The sequence below is a fragment of the Paenibacillus turpanensis genome (assembly GCF_011421635.1).
Taxonomy (GTDB): domain Bacteria; phylum Bacillota; class Bacilli; order Paenibacillales; family YIM-B00363; genus Paenibacillus_AK; species Paenibacillus_AK turpanensis.
The window spans coordinates 13,677-33,712 of the sequence record NZ_WTLI01000031.1 but is presented as its reverse complement, the minus strand read 5'-3'; the positions used below and the strand labels follow the sequence as shown (position 1 = coordinate 33,712).

16 protein-coding genes and 5 tRNA genes are annotated in these 20,036 nt (G+C 46.6%); all 21 read left to right on the top strand.

Going from position 1 to position 20,036, the window contains the following annotated elements; translation table 11 throughout:
* Nucleotides 1–47: 47 nt before the first annotated feature.
* The 21 genes from GQS10_RS21610 (at nucleotide 48) to GQS10_RS21510 (ending at nucleotide 20,024) form a co-directional block, all read left to right on the top strand.
* Nucleotides 48–130: transfer RNA gene (locus GQS10_RS21610), tRNA-Leu, on the top strand.
* Nucleotides 131–223: 93 nt separating this feature from the next.
* Nucleotides 224–298: transfer RNA gene (locus GQS10_RS21605), tRNA-Gly, on the top strand.
* A gap of 8 nt (nucleotides 299–306) precedes the next feature.
* Nucleotides 307–383 (top strand) — tRNA-Arg (locus GQS10_RS21600).
* 8 nt (nucleotides 384–391) lie between these two features.
* Nucleotides 392–465 (top strand) — tRNA-Pro (locus tag GQS10_RS21595).
* A gap of 10 nt (nucleotides 466–475) precedes the next feature.
* Nucleotides 476–549: transfer RNA gene (locus tag GQS10_RS21590), tRNA-Gly, on the top strand.
* A gap of 317 nt (nucleotides 550–866) precedes the next feature.
* Entirely contained in the window at nucleotides 867–3,665 is a 2,799-nt protein-coding gene (gene ppc, locus GQS10_RS21585) for a phosphoenolpyruvate carboxylase (RefSeq protein ID WP_166246159.1), read from the top strand.
* Nucleotides 3,666–3,766: 101 nt separating this feature from the next.
* Nucleotides 3,767–4,717 carry a DMT family transporter gene (locus GQS10_RS21580; RefSeq protein ID WP_243735337.1) on the top strand — a complete coding sequence of 317 codons (951 nt, stop codon included), beginning with the start codon at nucleotides 3,767–3,769 and terminating at the stop codon, nucleotides 4,715–4,717.
* A gap of 2 nt (nucleotides 4,718–4,719) precedes the next feature.
* A complete protein-coding gene (sigW, locus tag GQS10_RS21575; RefSeq protein WP_166246155.1) occupies nucleotides 4,720–5,298 on the top strand; it encodes an RNA polymerase sigma factor SigW in 579 nt (192 codons plus the stop codon).
* Nucleotides 5,299–5,368: 70 nt separating this feature from the next.
* Nucleotides 5,369–5,992, top strand: a complete 624-nt coding sequence (locus GQS10_RS21570; protein WP_166246161.1) for a zf-HC2 domain-containing protein — start codon at nucleotides 5,369–5,371, stop codon at nucleotides 5,990–5,992.
* 150 nt (nucleotides 5,993–6,142) lie between these two features.
* Nucleotides 6,143–6,964 (top strand): diadenylate cyclase CdaA, encoded by an 822-nt coding sequence (gene cdaA / locus GQS10_RS21565; protein ID WP_166246153.1) that lies wholly within the window; start codon nucleotides 6,143–6,145, stop codon nucleotides 6,962–6,964.
* On the top strand, nucleotides 6,957–8,375 hold the full coding sequence (locus tag GQS10_RS21560) for a CdaR family protein (RefSeq protein WP_166246151.1): 1,419 nt from the start codon (nucleotides 6,957–6,959) through the stop codon (nucleotides 8,373–8,375). Before cdaA ends, GQS10_RS21560 begins: the two co-directional genes overlap by 8 nt.
* Nucleotides 8,376–8,464: 89 nt before the next feature.
* Nucleotides 8,465–9,805, top strand: a complete 1,341-nt coding sequence (gene glmM / locus GQS10_RS21555) for a phosphoglucosamine mutase (protein ID WP_166246149.1) — start codon at nucleotides 8,465–8,467, stop codon at nucleotides 9,803–9,805.
* Nucleotides 9,806–10,391: 586 nt separating this feature from the next.
* On the top strand, nucleotides 10,392–12,218 hold the full coding sequence (gene glmS, locus GQS10_RS21550) for a glutamine--fructose-6-phosphate transaminase (isomerizing) (RefSeq protein ID WP_166246147.1): 1,827 nt from the start codon (nucleotides 10,392–10,394) through the stop codon (nucleotides 12,216–12,218).
* A 239-nt stretch (nucleotides 12,219–12,457) separates the two neighbouring features.
* Nucleotides 12,458–12,790: a helix-turn-helix domain-containing protein gene (locus GQS10_RS21545; RefSeq protein WP_166246145.1), complete on the top strand. Its 333-nt coding sequence runs from the start codon at nucleotides 12,458–12,460 to the stop codon at nucleotides 12,788–12,790.
* A gap of 156 nt (nucleotides 12,791–12,946) precedes the next feature.
* Nucleotides 12,947–13,411 (top strand): hypothetical protein, encoded by a 465-nt coding sequence (locus tag GQS10_RS21540; protein ID WP_166246143.1) that lies wholly within the window; start codon nucleotides 12,947–12,949, stop codon nucleotides 13,409–13,411.
* A complete protein-coding gene (locus tag GQS10_RS21535; RefSeq protein WP_166246141.1) occupies nucleotides 13,411–14,238 on the top strand; it encodes a hypothetical protein in 828 nt (275 codons plus the stop codon). The genes GQS10_RS21540 and GQS10_RS21535 overlap by 1 nt, the downstream gene beginning before the upstream one ends.
* Before the next feature lie 549 nt (nucleotides 14,239–14,787).
* A complete protein-coding gene (locus GQS10_RS21530; protein WP_166246139.1) occupies nucleotides 14,788–16,647 on the top strand; it encodes a hypothetical protein in 1,860 nt (619 codons plus the stop codon).
* Between the two features lie 284 nt (nucleotides 16,648–16,931).
* Nucleotides 16,932–17,177, top strand: a complete 246-nt coding sequence (locus GQS10_RS21525; protein WP_166246137.1) for an RNA-binding domain-containing protein — start codon at nucleotides 16,932–16,934, stop codon at nucleotides 17,175–17,177.
* 67 nt (nucleotides 17,178–17,244) lie between these two features.
* A complete protein-coding gene (istA, locus tag GQS10_RS21520; protein ID WP_166246135.1) occupies nucleotides 17,245–18,489 on the top strand; it encodes an IS21 family transposase in 1,245 nt (414 codons plus the stop codon).
* Nucleotides 18,486–19,262 (top strand): IS21-like element helper ATPase IstB, encoded by a 777-nt coding sequence (gene istB, locus GQS10_RS21515; protein ID WP_166246133.1) that lies wholly within the window; start codon nucleotides 18,486–18,488, stop codon nucleotides 19,260–19,262. Before istA ends, istB begins: the two co-directional genes overlap by 4 nt.
* Before the next feature lie 186 nt (nucleotides 19,263–19,448).
* Nucleotides 19,449–20,024 (top strand): hypothetical protein, encoded by a 576-nt coding sequence (locus GQS10_RS21510; RefSeq protein ID WP_243735333.1) that lies wholly within the window; start codon nucleotides 19,449–19,451, stop codon nucleotides 20,022–20,024.
* The last annotated feature ends 12 nt before the right edge of the window (nucleotides 20,025–20,036 follow it).

Here is a 20,036-nt window from a genome sequence, read left to right as displayed (position 1 = left end):
GGGTGTCGTAGGTTCGAGTCCTACATGGCTCACCATTTTACAAATGTGCGCGTATGGCGGAATTGGCAGACGCACCAGACTTAGGATCTGGCGGGAAACCGTGGGGGTTCAAGTCCCTCTACGCGCACCACTCTTTAAAAACTCTCAAAAAAAAAGAGTTGACAAAGAGTTTGCAAGATGGTAAGATAGATCTTGTCTCTCTTGAGAGATTGCTTTAAAAGATGCGGAAGTGGCTCAGAGGTAGAGCATCGCCTTGCCAAGGCGAGGGTCGCGGGTTCGAATCCCGTCTTCCGCTCCATAATTTATGTGCCCTTAGCTCAGCTGGATAGAGCATTTGACTACGAATCAAAAGGTCGGGAGTTCGAATCTCTCAGGGCACGCCATAATACATCGGGACGTAGCTCAGCTTGGTAGAGCACCTGGTTTGGGACCAGGGGGTCGCATGTTCAAATCGTGTCGTCCCGATATTATGTATGCGGGTGTAGTTCAATGGTAGAACTCCAGCCTTCCAAGCTGGTAGCGTGGGTTCGATTCCCATCACCCGCTCCATACATACAATAAACAGCCTGTTATCTTAACGATAACAGGCTTTTTTATATATATTTTACTCTACAGAGTTTCTTCACGGAGCACGGTTTACTAGATTTATGAAATGTGGGTTAGACCTGTTTCTTCTTGAATATTAAATTCGGTTATTGTCTAAAAATCAATAATCGATACATGTGGATATCCTTCTTATTTAGAGATATTGAAGCATAGTATTTTCAAAAAAAATCGAAATAATTGCAGATTTTCTGATGTTTTTTGTGTACAATGAAATGAAATGGTTCGGAAAGAAAAGCTGGAGAGAAAGAGAGGAAACTACTATGACGGAATTTACTGCAGCGAACAACAACACATTCTTAGGCTCTGCATCTCCCAACTCGCTGCTTCGCCGGGACATTCGCTTCCTCGGTAATATACTGGGTGAAGTGTTAGTTCATCAAAGCGGCAAAGAGCTTTTGGAAGTTGTCGAACATATTCGTGAAACGACGAAATCCCTTCGCGCAGAATTTGATGAAGGGCAATTTACTGAACTTCAAGATCAGATTAACTCATTGGAGCCAAATTTAAGACATCAGGTTATTCGCGCGTTTGCGATTTACTTCCAATTGGTTAATATTGCGGAACAAAATCACCGTATTCGCAGAAAGCGGGATTATGAGCGTTCAGCGGGTGAAACCGTACAGCCTGGATCTATTGAAAGCACGATTCAAGACTTGAAGGATCAGGGCTTAAGTTCTGATGAAGTGCAGGACATCATACAAGGCATCTCTCTAGAACTCGTTATGACGGCTCATCCGACGGAAGCAACACGCCGGGTAATCCTAGATATTCATAAGCGGATAGCTCAGGACATGGTGGAGCTAGACAATCCGACCTTAACGTATAGAGAACGCGAGCTGCTGCGTACGCGTCTCTTAAGCGAAGTACTTACGCTTTGGCAAACTGATGAGCTAAGAGATCGCAAGCCGACCGTTATTGATGAAGTAAAGAATGGTCTTTACTATTTTGACGAGACCTTGTTTGATGTACTGCCTGAGGTATATCAGGAGCTGGAACGCTGTCTGTCGAAGTACTACCCGGAGACGAAATGGCATGTGCCGACGTACTTGAAATTCGGCTCATGGATCGGCGGAGATCGCGACGGGAATCCTTCCGTAACTTCATCCGTAACTTGGGAAGCACTTATGATGCATCGTCAGCTAGTGCTTCGCAAATATGAAGCTTCTCTGAAGGAGCTGAAGGGCCAACTGAGCTTCAGCACCTCAATCGTCAACGTTACAAAGGAACTGCTTAATTCCATTGAAGCGGATCGTGCCGCAGCGGAATTAAAAACAGAGGATATTTGGCGCAATGAGAAGGAGCCTTATCGTATCAAGCTGACCTACATGATGGAGAAGCTCCAAAATACGCGTCTTAATAATGATAAAGTCAAATACAACTCCGCGGAGCAATTCCGTGACGAGCTGCTGATTATTGATCGCAGCCTCCGCAGCCACTATGCGGATTATAGCGCTGACACCTACGTATCGAAGCTGATTCGCCAAATCGAACTGTTCGGCTTCCACTTGATGACGCTGGATGTTCGCCAGCACAGTAAAGAGCATGAAGCGGCTATGACGGAAATTTTGGCGAAGATGAGTATTACGCAGAACTATTCCTCTCTTTCTGAAGAAGAGAAGATCGAGCTGCTGCACAATTTGCTGAACGATCCACGTCCATTAACATCGTCGCATTTGAATTATACGGAATCGACGGAAGAATGCTTGAACGTATTCCGTACCATTCAGAAGGCACAACAGTCGATGGGTACGAACTGCATTACCAGCTATTTGATCAGTATGACCCAGGGCGCAAGCGATATGCTGGAGGTTATGGTACTAGCAAAAGAGGCCGGCCTCTTCCGCCGCGAAGCAGACGGAAGCGTGCATATTACGCTTCAATCGGTTCCGTTGTTTGAAACGATTGAGGATTTGCATGCAGCTCCAGGTATTATGAAGACTCTATTCGAGCTTCCAGTTTACTTGGAAAGCGTGAAGTCGTTCGGCAATCAGCATGAAATTATGCTCGGTTATTCTGACAGTAATAAAGATGGCGGCGTTGTTACGGCGAACTGGGAGCTGCGTGTGGCGCTCAAATCGATCACTGCAGCGGCCGATGAGTACGGCGTGAAGCTGAAGTTCTTCCACGGCAGAGGCGGGGCCTTGGGCCGCGGAGGAATGCCTCTGAACCGCAGTATTTTGGCGCAGCCGCCGCATACGATCGGTGCAGGCATCAAAATTACCGAACAGGGCGAGGTTCTCTCCTCCCGCTACTCGCTGCAGGGCATTGCTTACCGCAGCTTGGAGCAGGCAACGTCAGCCCTCGTTACAGCCGCTTCCCTGCGCAGAAACCCGCAAACACAGGCGGAAGAGCCGCAGTGGGAAGAAATTGTAGCAAGCATTTCGGAAACCTCCTTTACGAAATATCAGGATTTGATTTTCCGGGATCCGGACTTCTTAAGCTTCTTCAAGGAAACGACTCCGCTATCCGAAATTGGAGAGCTGAACATTGGCTCACGCCCGTCGAAGCGGAAAAACAGCGATCGCTTTGAGGACCTACGAGCGATTCCATGGGTATTCTCGTGGACGCAAAGCCGCTATTTGCTGCCAGCGTGGTACGCGGCCGGTACGGGACTTAACCGTTTCTACGATAGCAAGCCGGAAAACCTGCAAATCTTACGCTCGATGTACGATAACTGGTCTTTCTTCAAAGGTCTGATCGACAACCTGCAAATGGCACTCGCCAAAGCCGATTTGTTGATCGCCGAGCAATATGCGGGACTAGTAAGCGAGCGGAGTAGCGCGGATCGGATTTATGGATTGATTAAGCGAGAATACGAATTGACCTCGAAACTTATATTAGAGATAACAGGTCAAGAAGATATTCTGGATAATGTGCCGGTCATCCAGGAATCCATCCGACTTCGCAATCCGTATGTTGATCCGCTGAGCTACATGCAGGTCAATCTGTTGTCTGAGCTTCGCTCCTTGCGCGAAAGAGAAGAGGACGATTCCGAGCTGTTACGTGAAGTACTGCTTACCATTAATGGAATCGCAGCCGGACTTCGGAATACGGGCTAATACGGACAAAAATATCGGAGAGCGCCTGAATCTGCACCTGTGGGGATCGGGCGCTTTTTCCACGTATTTTTGCCAAGACCAAAGGAGTATAAAAGCTCGTGATGCAGAGTGCGACACCGAACAAACTCATACATAAGCATTGGGTTGCCGTAGTATTAATCCTTATTGGAGCTGCAAGCTACGGGCTCCTTTCGCCAATTGTGAAAGTAGCCTATCAACAAGGCTGGAATGACCAGCAAATTACAGCGAGCCAAATGACATACGGAACACTTGTTCTATGGTTGTTGGCGTTATTAAATCCCAGGGCTTTAAAAAATCCGTTTCGCGAGCCATGGATAAAGCTGTCCTTGATCGGGATTTTTGGACTCGCGTTAACGAATGTACTGTTGAACTATGTATTAACATTGCTGAGCGCAACGTTGACCATTGTACTGCTGTTTCAATTTACGTGGATTACAATGATTATGGAAGCGCTGATTACCCGAAAAATGCCTTCGGGCAGACAATGGGCGGCCGCTTTGGTCATTTGGGTGGGGACGATCTTTGCGGTCGGACTTTCACTGGATGAGCTTAAAGGGCTAAGCATCGTCGGATTATTCGTAGGGCTTGGGTCGGCTATTACATACAGCATATTTTTAACCTTTGCCGGAAGAGTTAAAACATCCATGTCATCCGTCCAAACTTCCGCTGTGATGCTGACCGCTTCGCTGCCTTTTATTTATTTGGTGTACCCGCCGGCTCCATTATGGAGTGCCGACGCGTGGCCTCTGCTCGGCTGGGGGGCACTGCTCGGATTTTTGGGCCAGGTGCTGCCTACGATTTGTTTTACGGTAGGGATCCCGGTGATCGGGAGTACACTCGCTGCGGTGCTCGGCTCCGTGGAATTGCCGGTATCGGTTACGGCGGCGCTGCTGATTGCGGGGGAAACGGTCCGTACCGGACAATGGGGAGGCGTGGCCCTCATCATTGCGGGGATGGCCTTAGCGGAATATAGAACAACGAAGGAGCCTAAAACGCAGCATTCAGGGGAAAATGGAACTGTGGAGGAATGAGCGTGCAGGACATAGAAACAAGACTGGCGAAGCTGGCGCGCGAGGGGAACCGCCGTGCGTTTGCTGATCTGGTTGAGCTGTACAAAGATAAAATGTTTCATTTGGGACTACGGATGCTTTCCAATCGGCAAGAGGCGGAGGACATCGTACAGGAAACATTTTTACGAGTGTACATGAACTTGGATCGGTATGACGAAAATCAAAAGTTCTCGACGTGGATTTACCGGATTGCAACAAATCTTTGTATTGACCGGCTGCGTAAACGAAAGGCAAGCTATTCCTTGGATGCAGAAATAAGTGATGGCGAGGGACAAGATTTTTACTCGATGCTGAGAAGCGAGGACCCGACCCCCGAGGATGTGCTTTTGCTTTCGGAGACCAAACAAAAAATCCATAACGCAATTCGCGAGCTTCCTGAAAAATATAAGTCAGTCGTAATTTTGCGTTATTTGCATGATCTATCTCTGCAAGAAATTGGCGATGTATTAAACATGCCGGTTACGACAGTCAAAACAAGGGTACATCGCGGCAGGGAATATTTGCGTAAGATTTTGGATCAAGATCTTTTGCTCAATTCTTGAAACGATTTACGGAATGATCCGTATAACTAAATACGACTACACATGCGAATCAAGGAGGAGTGGCTAATCCATGAACTGCAAAGAAGCCATCCCTTATATTCACGATTATTTGGACGGGGACCTGAACTCAGATGGACGAATGAAGCTTCGCCTACACCTCGATCAATGTGAATCCTGCAGAAGCCATCTCAACAGGCTGGAACAGACGGACGCGATGCTATTCCGCATGGCTTCCAACGAGCCATCTACGACTTTGTCAACGGAGCAGATCATGAGTGCGATTCCGATGAAACGGAAAGCTGCACCTCCGTCTTGGCTGAAATGGGTGAGAAACCACCCGGCGGCATCCGTCGCGGCTGTATTCCTTGTCGTGATGTTTACAAGCATTACAAGCCTATGGAATCAAGGTTCGCAGTTGACCGTCAGCGGGAAGGAATTAGAGAAGCTGGTGTTCAGCGGAAGCACCGTAACGGTACCGGCCGGCGAAGTTATTAAGGGCGATATTGTTGTGGAAAATGGCACCGTGCACGTGGACGGACAGCTCGATGGCAATCTTGTCGTCATTGACGGCAGTGTTGCTATGGCTTCTACCGCGCAGGTGACGGGAAATGTGAAAAGCGTCAACATGGCCATTGATTGGCTGTGGTACAAGGTAGGCAGCTGGTTTCAGTTTCAAGATCCGGAACGGAAATAATGAATGCAAGAGCGATGGCTGGAGCCCCTCAGGGGACCAGCCTTTTTTCCTTTTATTGGACAGTGCGGCTGACCGATTTAAGATTAGGCTTGGACCCCTAACTTGTGGTATCATACTAAGATACAGACAGATGCGTCCGGGGGATCAAAGATGGCGTATTTTACAGAAATGAATTGGCAGAGCTTTATCAAAGACGTAGTGGACATTGCGATTGTCAGCTACATTATATACAAGTTAATTATCCTGGTACGCGGTACGCGCGCGGTGCAGCTCGTTCGCGGAATTGTCGTGCTGCTTGCGGTGTGGGCGCTCAGCTACTATTTTAACTTGAATACGTTAAAGTGGCTCATGAATCAGACCTTTACCTTCGGCTTGGTCGGTGTGCTCATCATTTTTCAGCCGGAGCTACGGCGTGCACTGGAGCAGCTTGGCCGCGGGAAGCTGTTTGCACGCAATTCGCATGAAGAATACCAGGAAGTGAATGCAAGACTGTCCAGCATCATTAAAGCGGTCAATTATTTGGCGAAGCGAAAAATCGGAGCCCTGATTGTATTTGAACGGGATACCGGGCTGGGCGACTATATGGAAACGGGCATTCCGCTGGAATCGAAAATTACATCCGAGCTCATTATCAATATCTTTATTCCGAATACGCCGCTGCATGATGGAGCGGTCATTATCCGGAGAAATTTGATCATGGCTGCCGGCTGTTATTTGCCGCTGTCCGAAAATCCTTTTATCAGTAAAGAGCTGGGCACGAGACACCGGGCTGCCATCGGGATGAGCGAGGCGTCAGATGCGATATGTGTGGTCGTTTCTGAGGAAACCGGACAAGTTTCGCTTGTGTTGAATGGACAAATCGTAAGAGATATAAAAGAGGAGTCACTCATATCAAAGCTGTTTGAGGAGCTTAAGCCGCAACCGAAGGAGAAGACGTCGTTCTTCAAGAGAAAGGGTGCGAACAATGGATAGACTGCTCGAGAATAAAACGTCCGTCCGGATCATTGCCGTACTTCTTGGCATTTTGCTCTGGGCGGTTGTTCGTATAACAGGACCGGCGGGCACCGCATCAACCGAATCGTTAATCCGAACGCAGGAATTCACGAACGTGAGTATTACGACGATCGGCCTGAATAGCGCGCAATTTGCGATTCAATCGATCCAGCCTGAAAAGGTTCGGATTCGTGTGATCGGCAGGGAATCTTCACTTAACCGAATTAATCCGAAAAATTATCAAATCCAGCTGGATTTAAGCAATGTCGGTAAGGGCGAGCACACGCTGGCGCTAAAGGCATTCGGGTTTCCGGCCGGAGTAGATGTGGAGATCGACCCGCCGACTGTAACGGTCCAGATCGAAGAGAAGGTAATCAAGGAAATTCCGATAACGCTGGAGGTTACGGGAACACCGTCCGAAGGGCATAAAGCGGGACAAGCGATAATTAAGCCGAACCGTGTGAATGTAACAGTTCCTTCCAGTCTGGCGGACCAGGTCGCGGCTGTGGTAGGCAAGGTCGACGTAGAAGGCGCGTCAACTGCTGTGGTGAAGCAGGTGAAGCTGGCCGCTTTGGATAAGAACGGGAAGGAAATGGACGTTGCCATCATGCCGGCTGTGGCCGATGTCGAGGTGCCGATTACGAGTCCGTTCGAGACGGTGCCGCTGCAGGTGAAGCTGAAGGGCACACTGCCTCCGGGCCTTGCGATTGGAGGATACCGGCAAAATGTTGACAAAGTCACCGTTTACGGAAAACAATCGATTCTAGATAAATTTGAGTTTTATCCGGGACCTGAAATTGATTTAAGCCAAATCACAGGGTCCGTTAATCTGAAGCTTGATATTCCCGTGCAGCAATCGATACAGAAGCTGGAACCGGCGCAGGTCGAGGTGGAGCTTGTAATTGTTCCGGCGGCAACGAAGGTGCTGGAATCGGTACCGATTACGATTTCGGGTCAGAACGACGCATATACGGTGAAAGTCGTTTCTCCGGATACCGGGAAGCTGCCCGTCACCATCGAGGGGGCGCCGGATATTTTGGAAACGGTCAAGGCGGCGAATGTTCAGGCAATCGCCGATGTAAGCAATCTCCCGCCGGGCCGGCATGAAGTGATGCTGGACTTTAATTTACCGACATACGTGAAGGCGGTTCGTGCCGGGGTGCCGAGGGTTGTCATCGATATTACGGCGAAAGAGAAAAACACCACGGCACCGGCGCAAACGCCTGCCTCCAACGGAACGCCGGGTGAAGCGATTCCGATTGAGCAGCCGCAGGCGGAGGCTCCGCAGCAGGAACCTGCTGCTGCTCAGCCTGGGGCGGCTGCGGGCGGTGAAGGACAGGCTGCCGAGGCCGGTACTACGGTCGAAGATCGACCTTCCATAGCTCCGTAATGGAGCGGGACATGCACCTCAACCGTGAAACTCGCGTTAACTGTAAAGAATAGAGAAGCTAGACAGAGGGAAAAGGAGACAGAATACGAATGGGGAAATATTTTGGTACCGACGGAGTTCGGGGGGTAGCCAATAAGGAATTGACGCCGGAGCTGGCGTTTAAGATTGGCCGCTGCGGCGGTTATGTACTTACCAAACAGGCTGAAAAGCCGAAAATTGTCATCGGTATGGATACGCGAATTTCCGGTGAAATGCTGGAGGCGTCGCTGGTTGCCGGTCTACTCTCAATCGGGGCGGACATTATCCGCTTGGGTGTTGTATCCACTCCTGGCGTTGCTTACTTAATCCGCAAGCTCGGAGCAGATGCAGGAGTTATGATTTCGGCTTCGCATAATCCGGTTGAGGATAACGGGATTAAGTTTTTCGGCGGTGACGGCTTTAAGCTGAATGATGAGACGGAGCTTGAAATTGAGCGTCTGATGGATGCAGAGATCGATGAGCTTCCTCGTCCGGTTGCCGGCGGCCTTGGCCGGGTAACCGTGAACGATACCGCGAAATACGAGTATATCGAGTATTTGAAGTCGACGGTGAAGCATTCGTTTGCGGGCTTGAAAATTGTTTTGGATTGCGCAAACGGCGCAGCCTATGAGCTTGCTCCGAAGCTGTTCCGCGAGCTTGGTGCGGAAGTGATTGCGATCGGTGCGGAGCCGGACGGCTTGAACATTAACGAGGGCTGCGGTTCGACGCATCCGGAGCATCTGCAGGCTGAGGTCGTGAACCATGGCGCGGATCTTGGACTGTCGTTTGACGGCGATGCGGACCGACTGATCGCGATTGACGATACCGGAGCCGAGGTGGACGGCGACTTTATTTTATGCATTTGCGGCAATGCGATGAAGAAAGCTGGACGTCTGGCCGGCGATACAGTCGTGACGACGGTGATGAGCAATATCGGCTTCTTTAAGGCGGTAGAAGGCTTAGGCATTCGTACGGCGAAGACGGCTGTCGGTGACCGTTATGTGATGGAAGAAATGCGTAAGGGCGGTTATAATCTGGGCGGCGAGCAGTCTGGACATGTCATTTTCCTGGACTACAATACGACCGGTGACGGTATGCTGACTGCGCTCCAGTTGGTCGATACTGTCGTAGCGGAAGGACGCAAGCTGAGCGAGCTGAAGACGCTCATGCGGAAATTCCCGCAGGTGCTTGTGAATGTGCGTGTGGCCGATAAATCGAAGCTGAACGGCAACGAGGCGGTAGCCGAAGCGATCCGTCAGGTCGAAGCGGAGCTGGGCGACAACGGCCGTGTGCTTGTTCGTCCATCCGGGACGGAGTCGCTCGTGCGCGTTATGGCGGAAGGGCCGGATAAAGATCAGGTGGAGCAGTACGTGAACCGGATCGCAGAGGTTGTAAAGGAACAGCTTGTTTAAGTGTGAATAGTGTAGGGAGCTTGCGGCTGGAAGCAGTAGCTTAGCCGTGGGCTCCTTTTTTAGTTGGAAGGCTTAGAGGGTTGGATTCGGTTGGCTTGGGTGCCCACGGAATTCAGGCAGGGGCTGCGAATCATTTTGGGCATAAGCGGGTTTGCTTTTGCAGGCGGCGGGGAGGTGGAAATGGATTCCTGTTCACGTGGAACGGGCAAAACGCATATGCTGTAAGAAAACATTAGGCTTGTGACTATGAAAAACAGGAAAAATAGTTGTTGCTAGTGAAAGGGAAAACGAATAGAATAATTTCATGTTTACTCTAAAGCAGAAGGTGAGGGTAGGGGTTAATTCTAAAGCGCCAGAACTCGGGAAGGGCACGGAAGGGCGGAAGCCGCGCATTGCGCCTGCAGACCGCTTGCCTTCGACGAGTTGACGAGGTGGAGGTGTTCGGAATGTTCGGCGGGGACCTCCCGGCAATGATCCAGGCCGCAAGTTGGAAGGCAAATCGCTTAGGGCGACCGGGCAGACAAGATTCCAACGGGACGTGTACTTTGACAACTAAAACTTTAACATCGAATGGAGGACGTACACCATGTGCGGAATAGTAGGTTATGTAGGTTATCGGAACTCGCAGGATATTTTGATTTCCGGCTTAAGAAAGCTGGAGTACCGGGGGTACGACTCGGCTGGCGTTGCCGTTTTTACAAATGCAGGGTTGGAAGTGAAGAAGGCGAAGGGACGCCTTGCGGTATTGGAATCGCATCTGGAGGAGCGTCCGTTGAATGGCGGAATCGGGATCGGGCATACGCGCTGGGCGACGCACGGGAAGCCGTCCGATGTGAACTCCCATCCGCATACGGATACGTCGAGCAAGTTTTCCGTTGTGCATAACGGGATTATCGAGAATTACCTTGAGCTCAAGGAAGAGCTGGCAGCTGCGGGTGCGAAGTTCGTATCCGAAACCGATACGGAGGTTATCTCGCATTTGATCGCCAGCCTTTATGAAGGCGATATTGTGAAGGCCGTGCAGAAAGCGGTAAAACGGATGCGCGGGGCGTTCGCACTTGGCGTACTGACGGAGCATGAACCGGAGAAGCTGGTTGCGGTTCGACTGGCGAGCCCGCTCATTATTGGCGTTGGCGAAGGCGAAAACTTTATCGGCTCGGATATTCCGGCGATTTTGGAGTATACGCGCAATGTGTATATTTTGAATGATGGCGAAATGGCCGTTTTGACAAAAAACGACGTGACGCTGATGACGATGGAAGGAAATGTTATTTCCCGGGAAATGTTCCATGTGGATTGGGACTTGGTGACGGCGGAAAAGGCGGGCTTTGATTCCTTCATGCTGAAGGAAATTCATGAGCAGCCGAAGGCGTACCGTGACACGATGGGAAGCCGCATTGCGGACGGACGTGTGGTGTTGAAGGAAATCGGCCTGAGTGCTGATCAGCTGAAGCAGGTGGAGCGGGTTCACATCGTGGCATGCGGAACGGCTTACCATGCGGGCTTGGTTGGCAAGTCGGTCATCGAGAAGCTGGTACGCATTCCGGTTGAAACGGACGTTGCGTCCGAGTACCGCTATCGCGATCCGATCATTACGCCGAACACGCTAGTTATCGTGGTCAGCCAATCCGGCGAGACCGCGGATACGCTGGCGGCTCTGCGTGAAGCGAAGCGCTGCGGCGCACGTGTGCTTGCGATCACGAATGTGGTCGGCAGCTCGGTTGCGCGCGAAGCGGACGATGTGATCACGACGTGGGCCGGCCCGGAAATCGCCGTCGCGTCCACGAAGGCTTATACGTCGCAGCTGATCGCGTTCTATCTGTTCGGTCTATACATGGCGCAGGAGCTCGGCATTCGCGATTCCGCTTATATCGCGGAAGTGATCGCCGCGCTGGAGCAGCTTCCGGAGCAGGTGCAGGCGATCCTGGAGCGCGCGGAGGATATGAAGGTGTATGCGGAGCAGGTGGCGAAGCATAACAGCTTGTTCTTCATCGGCCGCGGCCTTGATTACGCGGTTGCGCTGGAAGGCTCGCTGAAGCTGAAGGAAATCAGCTACATCCATTCCGAAGCGTATGCGGCAGGCGAGCTGAAGCACGGCACCTTGGCGCTAATCGAGGATGATATTCCGGTTATCGCACTTGCGACGCAAGGCGAGCTGATTGAGAAGACCGTGAGCAACATTAAAGAGGTTACCGCTCGGGGCGGTTATGTTTATGGTTTTGTTTTTGAGGGTGACGAAGGCGAAATGGCGAAGTCGGTGAACCATGTGTTCGCGATTCCGCGCACGCTGCCGCTGCTGGCACCGGCTCTGTCGGTGATTCCGCTGCAGCTGCTCAGCTACTACGCATCGCTTGCCCGCGGCAACGACGTTGATAAGCCGCGTAACCTTGCGAAGTCGGTTACGGTGGAATAAGGAATTATTATATTTATACAATAATTGAAATGGTATATGTTCGGTGATAAAGATGTCTGGAACCAGTAAAAGATGTTTGGAACTAGAAAAAGATCTATGGAACCAGTAAAAGATGTGTGGAACCGATAAGCAAGATGATTGGACATCTAGAAGGGAGCCCGAGGGGATTAATTCGGCGCTCCCTTTAATTTGTGTAGAAGTTAATATTCACATACGACTTCATTACGGTGGTGAAACTGTTGAGTGGCATTGGCTATAGAATCAAATGTATCCGAAAAGAGAATAATCTAAACCAAATTCAGTTTGCAAAGAGTATAGGAATTTCTCAAGGGAATCTGAGCGAAATTGAAATGGGAAATAGTAATCCTTCTGCGGAAACATTAATATCTATTCGAGCACAATATAATGTGAACTTAAATTGGTTATTAACCGGTGTCGCTGTAGACGATGGGATGACTTATGAAGATGAGTTTGAGAAAAGGCTGATTGAAGTTTTTAGAAATCTTGATGATTTTGACAAGAATGAAATAATTGAGATTATACGAGTGAAAATAAAACTAAGATCACTATAATGTTAGTGCTTGAGGAGACTGTAAAATATTTTGTGTAAACTCTCAAAACCAAATCTAGTAAACTAGAAGAAAGGTCGGTTTGAGAGGATGACACAAGTGGCACGGGATAATAGGTATAAAGCATTAGTAGGCTAAGATACTCGGGAGGGGATATGGGTGAGCCAGGTGACTCTATCATTTACAATCCAGGGCGATAGTGAAGGGTTTGTGACTTTTGAATGTCCGTTCTGCAGTTCGGAATTTAAGGTGAGAGCAGATGAATTACAACACGACGATAAGCCAGTTATGGATCTGTTTTGCCCATATTGCGGGCTAACGAGCGACAAGAATAACTTTTACACCAAAGAAACTGTCGAGAAGATAGAGGCATTAGCCATGAATTATGCTATTGAACAACTAAATAAGACCTTTGGTAAAATGGCTCGTAACATTAATAGGACGAGCAAAGGGGTCATAAAAATGGATTTCAAGCCTCTTAAGACGGTTAATGTTAGGGAACTGAAGGATCGTGATACAACCGAAGAGATTTTTGCCTGCAGCTGTTGTGAACAGCATGTGAAAGTTCTTTATTGTGCTGGTGTTTCGAAAGTTTACTGTCCTTATTGTGGGGTGGATATGTAGTGAATACAACGGAGTACAAAGAGTACAGACTCTTGAGTTTAGAGTTTAGAAGAGTTTCAAGTAACATGCTTATGTGTGATGCGGATACTGCAACGGTCCAATTAAAACGCTTTAAAAACTATATCGACTCAAGTCCGGTTATAAGCAGCATTATTCAGGATCGAATAAGAGGAGTGGAGTTCGACTATAAGCAGTGTTATCTAATAGAAGGTTCCGGATGGAACTATATTGAACCTCCTGTTGATGAGGCTAGTCATTTGAAAGCCCAATATGATTATATGTCGTATTTATGTTCAGAAAATAAAGATGTTAAAGGGGTTGCACACAGCTTTATTCATGGCAAAGGAAGTTGGGATAACATAGTCAGGGACTTTTTGGACAGTGCTTTCAAGTCCTTGGTTGATTTTGTTGTTGATGCATTGGCTAAAAAAATGATGCTTCTGGAAGGGGATAAGGTAATGGGCAATATATATCAGAACATCGGCAATAACTACGGGAACGTCAACGCAGCCGGAAGGGATGTCACTTACACGGGCAATATAAGCAATAACGATGTAAGCGAGATTAAGGCACTGATTGAAAAATTGCTGCCTGCTATTCAGGAAAGTGAACTGTCAGTAGATGAAAAAGAAAGTTTGACTGACGATTTGGAGACTATTCAAGAGCAGGTGGAATCACCTAATCCCAAGTTGCCTAGATTAAGGAAGGCGATGGAAAACATAAAAAGCTATATGGCATCAGCTTCAAAGGGAGTTGCTGGAACAACTGCATTACTTACTGATTGGCAAAAGCTTGTTGAAAAGGTTGGGGAGCTTATTGGAAATTAAGGGTTCTAGTGTATGTGAAACCAGTGTATTAGCAAGTGTTTTCATGAATAGCAATAAGCGTTGTCCTAATTTCGTACATGCATTTCCCGCGGCAGTATTTTCGAATAAACAAGGGGGTGGAAAAACTTGACTTTACTAAACGATACAGAGAAAGTTGAATTGTTGATTAGTATTTTGGATCGTGATATTAAACAACTTCCTAGTGAAGATACCTTTGCTAATTATCCTTGAATCAATCTGAATCTTCTTAAGTACAAAAGATTCAATCAATCAAAAGGCGGCAATCTCTAATAGTGAATTATTCATAGATAATCTTGCCTACCACCTAAGTAACCGGATTACTACCAAAAGGGCAGTAGGTACGTTAGTCGCTTCTTTGAATAAAATAGGCTATTTGGAAGCGATGGATGCAGCTACGATCATTCTTGAGTTTGAGCAACTTCTTGAACAATTGTCTCTTAAGGAAGCCGAGAATATTTGTAAAGAACGTTGGGACACGCAGGAGCCCTAATTATTTTCGGCATCGAGATGCCCGCTTCACAAAGTATAATGGGCCGCATCAAAACGCTGCAGCTTACTTGGTTCCTAACGGGGGTCTATATATTGGCCAAGTTATATATTTTTATAAGAATCTATAAGAATTACAACAATAAAATTATTTTCAAAGTATTGCGCCGTAGCCGAAAATTAGGGATAATAAATCGCTTTATTATTGTTGATGTTCTTATTCTTTTGATTTATTTCTCCTCTTTATTGCCATGGTACTTAAAAGTATTATTAGCAGCATTATGGTTCATTCCATACTTGGGAATAACCACATCTAAGACCAGGCTAACTAGTCGTCTGTGGCATAGAATTAGAATGTGTAACTATATTGGTATTGATAATACAGCTGAGGATTTAAAGGCTAGATTGAGATTGTTCAGAAAGGGCATCTCGCTGCTATTTTCTTATTTTTTGTCTTTTGGCGTTATTATAAGTTGGATGTGGGGACCTTTCGCTTTTTCAATAGATAGGTGGGTGTTTAATGATTTTGTCTTTGCAGGATGGCTTGGATTAATCTTTTATGCCTTTTGCTTTTTATCCATTACGCGCCGACGTTGGCTTATACCATTGATTTCTTTAACCAGCCCATTTATTTCCTTATCGTTTTTCCTAAGTGTATTAAATGAAATTAACCAAATCTTATCCCATATTACAGGCATTCCATATTCGATACCAATTAAGAATTTTTTTGATAGCTATGTTTATATGTTTGTTCAATCTGGAACAGACAAAGGATTTGCCTTTTATAATTTTATGTATTCGTTCGCATTTCAACTATTATATGTCATCATTCAACCCGTGTATAAATTAGAAAAAAGTAGGCTGGCCCTAGAGACAGTGGCCTTCCTTTTCGGAGCAGTATCGGTTCTCGGACTTCTTATGGCGCAGCCTATTTCACAAATATTATTCGATTATTTGCAGACTAACAAAGAAATGCTTTCTTATTTTGAGTTGAAAGACGAAACTGGGTTTAGATTGTTTTATGAGCAAACATTGAAATATGTGATCTTGCCCTTTTCATTAGGTACAACATTTCCAATCCTTATATTCAAATATAGAGAAGCGGCTAGTAAGAGTAAAGGACAAAAAGTATTTGATAACGCATGCAGCAACACCAACATCCCCACCTCTGAAATGATGCACTTGTTACGTAAGGCGATCTATTTTGGAGGAGGCTCGATCCGTGGAATGATTCATGGTCACTATGTCCTGCACTTATATGTGCCGTTATTGAGCGTGTACCGAATTCGTCGCAAGAGTTGGCTGCAAAAAAAACGTGCATCAATTATATCGCTGTGTAGAAAAAGGATAGATAGAGTACGCAATATACCAAATTCAATTCGACGGACATTGAATCAGGTTAGTGACTCTGTTTACACAGGCTTTAAAAACTTATGTATAGAGTTTGAGCAAGCTCGGAATAAGCGACACTTTGGGGTTAGACTTACAATAGCTTTATTTTTAGCAGTTGGATGGGTCATTTTTGTGATGTCAGGTCTTTTATCCCGTGTGCTCTCGAGCTTTTATGAAAGTTATGTAAGTTTATATGGTTCTGACATTACACGAGCACATGCTTCGTTTGTAATTCTATATTTGCTAATGGCTTGTTTGTATTTTTTAGGGAAATCAATAGCAAATCGCTATCGCCCTTCTATTTTTAAATTAGAACTGAGTAAGTTAGTTGCTCATCTCCTGCTCTTAGTCTTATCGGTAATAATTCTATTCTTTACAGACGTTATCTACAAAGAATGGGCTACGGCTCTCTTATTTCCTGGGATGTGGCACGTTATTTGGTTATTAGAGCAGGTTGACCGACCAAAGCAAAACAATAGAACGGGATTATTGGAAAACGACAAGAATTGATGTGAGTATAGAGTCACATAAGATCAACTTTTGTTTTGAGATGGCCATTGTAATACCAGTGGTCCAGGTTTCCCTTCATGGAATTTCCAGTATCCCAGGTAAAATGAAAGAAGTTCTAAAGGAACGACTCAAGTCAATATAGACAGCTTTTGCTACTGAGCTCATCAGTAGCATTTTTCTTTGCCGATTTGGGAATAGTAGGACATTGGTATAAAAAGTCGAATTAATAATAGGAATGGTTCATATTGCGTGCAAACCAACTATGATTTTAGGGTGAGATCCATATGGATAGGATAAAAGAATTAGTAGAATACGGATACGAAAGCGACTACTTAGACTTTAAAGGAAAACAATATTCCAAAGAAAAAACTGCCGACTTGATTGTGGACATTATGGCTATGGCAAACTCTCGTTATGACGGAGATAAATTTATCATAGTGGGAGTAAAGGATCGGCCTGAAGGAAAAGAAATCAAGGGAATAAACCCAGAAGAATTTATTGATTCGTCAAACTGTGAACATCAATTGTAAAATACCAAATATCAGCGGTTGAAAATTCCCCACGATCAGCAGACAATCTCTCCGGGAGGAGAGAAATTTGGTCAAGAATGGGGAGTTTTTTGTGATCAAGGAAATGCGCCAGCGAGGAATGTACATCACTCATATTGCTCGCGAACTCGGCCGCGATCCTAAGACAATTCGTAAGATGCTAGAACAAGAGACACCGAGGACCTATCAAAGACAGGTGACAAGGCCGTCAAAAATTGAAGCTTTTAAGGAATATGTACAAAAACGCATGGAAGAAGGCTGTACCAATGCTATGGTTCTTTTCGACGATATTAAAGCCCAAGGTTACTCTGGAAGTGTTACAACACTTCGGTATTTCATGAGGCCCTTACGCCCCATCGTTGCCTCCAAGGCAACCGAACGTTTTGAAACAAAGCCCGGTGAGCAAGCTCAAGTCGACTGGGGGCATTTCCGAGTGGATTGGAATCATACCAAGAAGCAGCTTCATGCCTTCGTGATGGTGCTCGGTTACTCGCGGATGATGTATCTGGAATCTACAGAAGATGAAAAGCTAGAGACGCTTATGGGCTGCCATGAACGAGCTATGGATTACTTTGGCGGCATCACGGATACGTGTTTATACGACAACATGAAAACCGTTGTTGCAGGTCAAGATGAACAAGGCGAAGTCATTTGGAATGAGCAGTTTGCCCAGTTTGCAGCCTATCACGGGTTCATCCTTCGCCGCTGCAAGCCGTACCGCCCACGTACAAAAGGTAAGGTAGAGAATGGCGTAGGTTATGTGAGGAAAAACTTCTGGCCGCGGATTCAGTCGTTTACAGGGCTTAGTGATCTGAATGCTCAGGCCCGTCTATGGCTCGATACAGTCGCCAATGTACGCATACATGGAACAACACACGAAATTCCCATGCAGCGCTGGAAGCAGGAAAACCTGAAAGCAGCTAACCCTATTCCGTTTTATGCTGCCGTACGCCACATTCGAAAAGTATCCAGTGACACCTTGGTCTCTTATCAAAACAACCGCTATTCCATGCCGTATGCCTACGTAGGCCAACTCATTCAAGTCCAAGATGACAAGAACGGGCTGCTGCGCTTCTTTACTCAAGAAGGGATCCAGATCGCCCAGCATCTTAAATCAACGGGTGTGCATCAAGTCATTACAAATAAAAAACACTTCGAAGGAATCCGGACAATAGGCGCCAAACAGGTTCCCCAACCCATGCCTAAGCTTGTCCCTAAAACATCCCTCGAAGTGGCCGAACGCTCTTTAGCAGTTTACGAAGAACTTACGGATGAGGAGGTGCGCTTGCAATGATCCTCACCGAACGTCTTCAAGAAATCTTCCAGCAGTTGGGATGGGTACGAATACCCGAGATCCTTCATCAACATGCGGAGGAAGCCGCTAGAGACAATATATCGTATCTCGAATTTCTAGACAAGCTTTTGCAAGAGGAATTGAGTGCCAAACATGACCGGTATCTCAAGACCCGTACAAGGTTGGCAAGGTTGCCCTACCATAAAACACTGGCGCAGTTCGACTTTGAGTTTCAGCCGTCCGTGGACGAAAGACGGATTCGAGATTTAGCTACGCTGCGATTCATGGAGCATCAAGAGAATCTTGTTCTATTAGGGCCACCTGGAGTGGGTAAGACCCATCTTGCAGTTGCTTTAGCTCTCGAGGCTATCACCAAGCGATACACGGTTTATTTCATCACAGCTCACGACCTGGTTCAGGCCCTGCAGCAGGCGTATAAAACCAATACATTGCAGCAAAAAATCCGCAATTTGCTTAAGTCGGATCTGCTCATCATTGACGAGATTGGTTATCGAAAAATGGAAGAGGAAGCTGCTCACTTCTTCTTCCAAATCATTTCGGAACGCTATGAAAAGGGATCCATCATTCTCACATCAAACAAGTCGTTCGGGTCTTGGGGAGAGATATTTGGAGATACGGTGTTGGCCACAGCTATTCTGGACCGGCTACTGCATCACTCTGTAACCATCAACATAAAAGGTGAAAGTTATCGCATCAAAGAGAAGAAAAAAGCAGGCTTCTTTAAACCCGATCAAGCAGCAGAAGAAAACTGACGCTGCTCAAAGTAGGGAATTTTCAATTGCTGTTTTTGGGGATTTTTCAGATGATGTTGACAAAACTACAAACAAGTAATTCTAAATAACACTGAACCCGAGATACAGTTTGATTATTTTAAGTATGAATACAAGGGGGCAGTGTTAGGAGTTTTTAGAATTCACGGAACAGAAAATAAACCGTATATGCTGAAAAAGAAATATGAGCGACTAAATGAAGGGTACTGCTTAATCAGGAAAGGTAGCATAAATGCCCTAGCAAAGCGTAGTGACTTTGATAATATGTACCTTAATAAAGGTCAATTCGAAATAAGATTTCTGGAACAATCTTTACATGCAATATATGATGCGGATGGGTGTGCGTCTATAGAGGTAGCGTTTTCGAATACAACGGATTTACCGACTACGATTATTGCTGGAGAGCTATTCATACGCGATAAGCACGGAGAAGAACTAACCCATCATCCTATTTACGGTCTGAATAATCGAATTGAGGATGCTGATTTTAAAATAGCCTTACCACCCAAGTCAGAAGTTGTAGGACACCTGTTTGTTGGGTTTAGTTCATCTCAACCCTTAAGGCTTAATATTGATGAACACGGATTGTGTGATGAAAAATATGATTTTGAACTACTACTTATGGATGCGCGGCATAAAAAATATTCCGCCACAATACGCCAATGTAGAGTGTTTGTTGATGGCGATTTTCTATGGAAAGTGAAGCAGCAAAAAGGGATTCCACATAAGTTTCGAACTCATTGAGGATGCTCATAA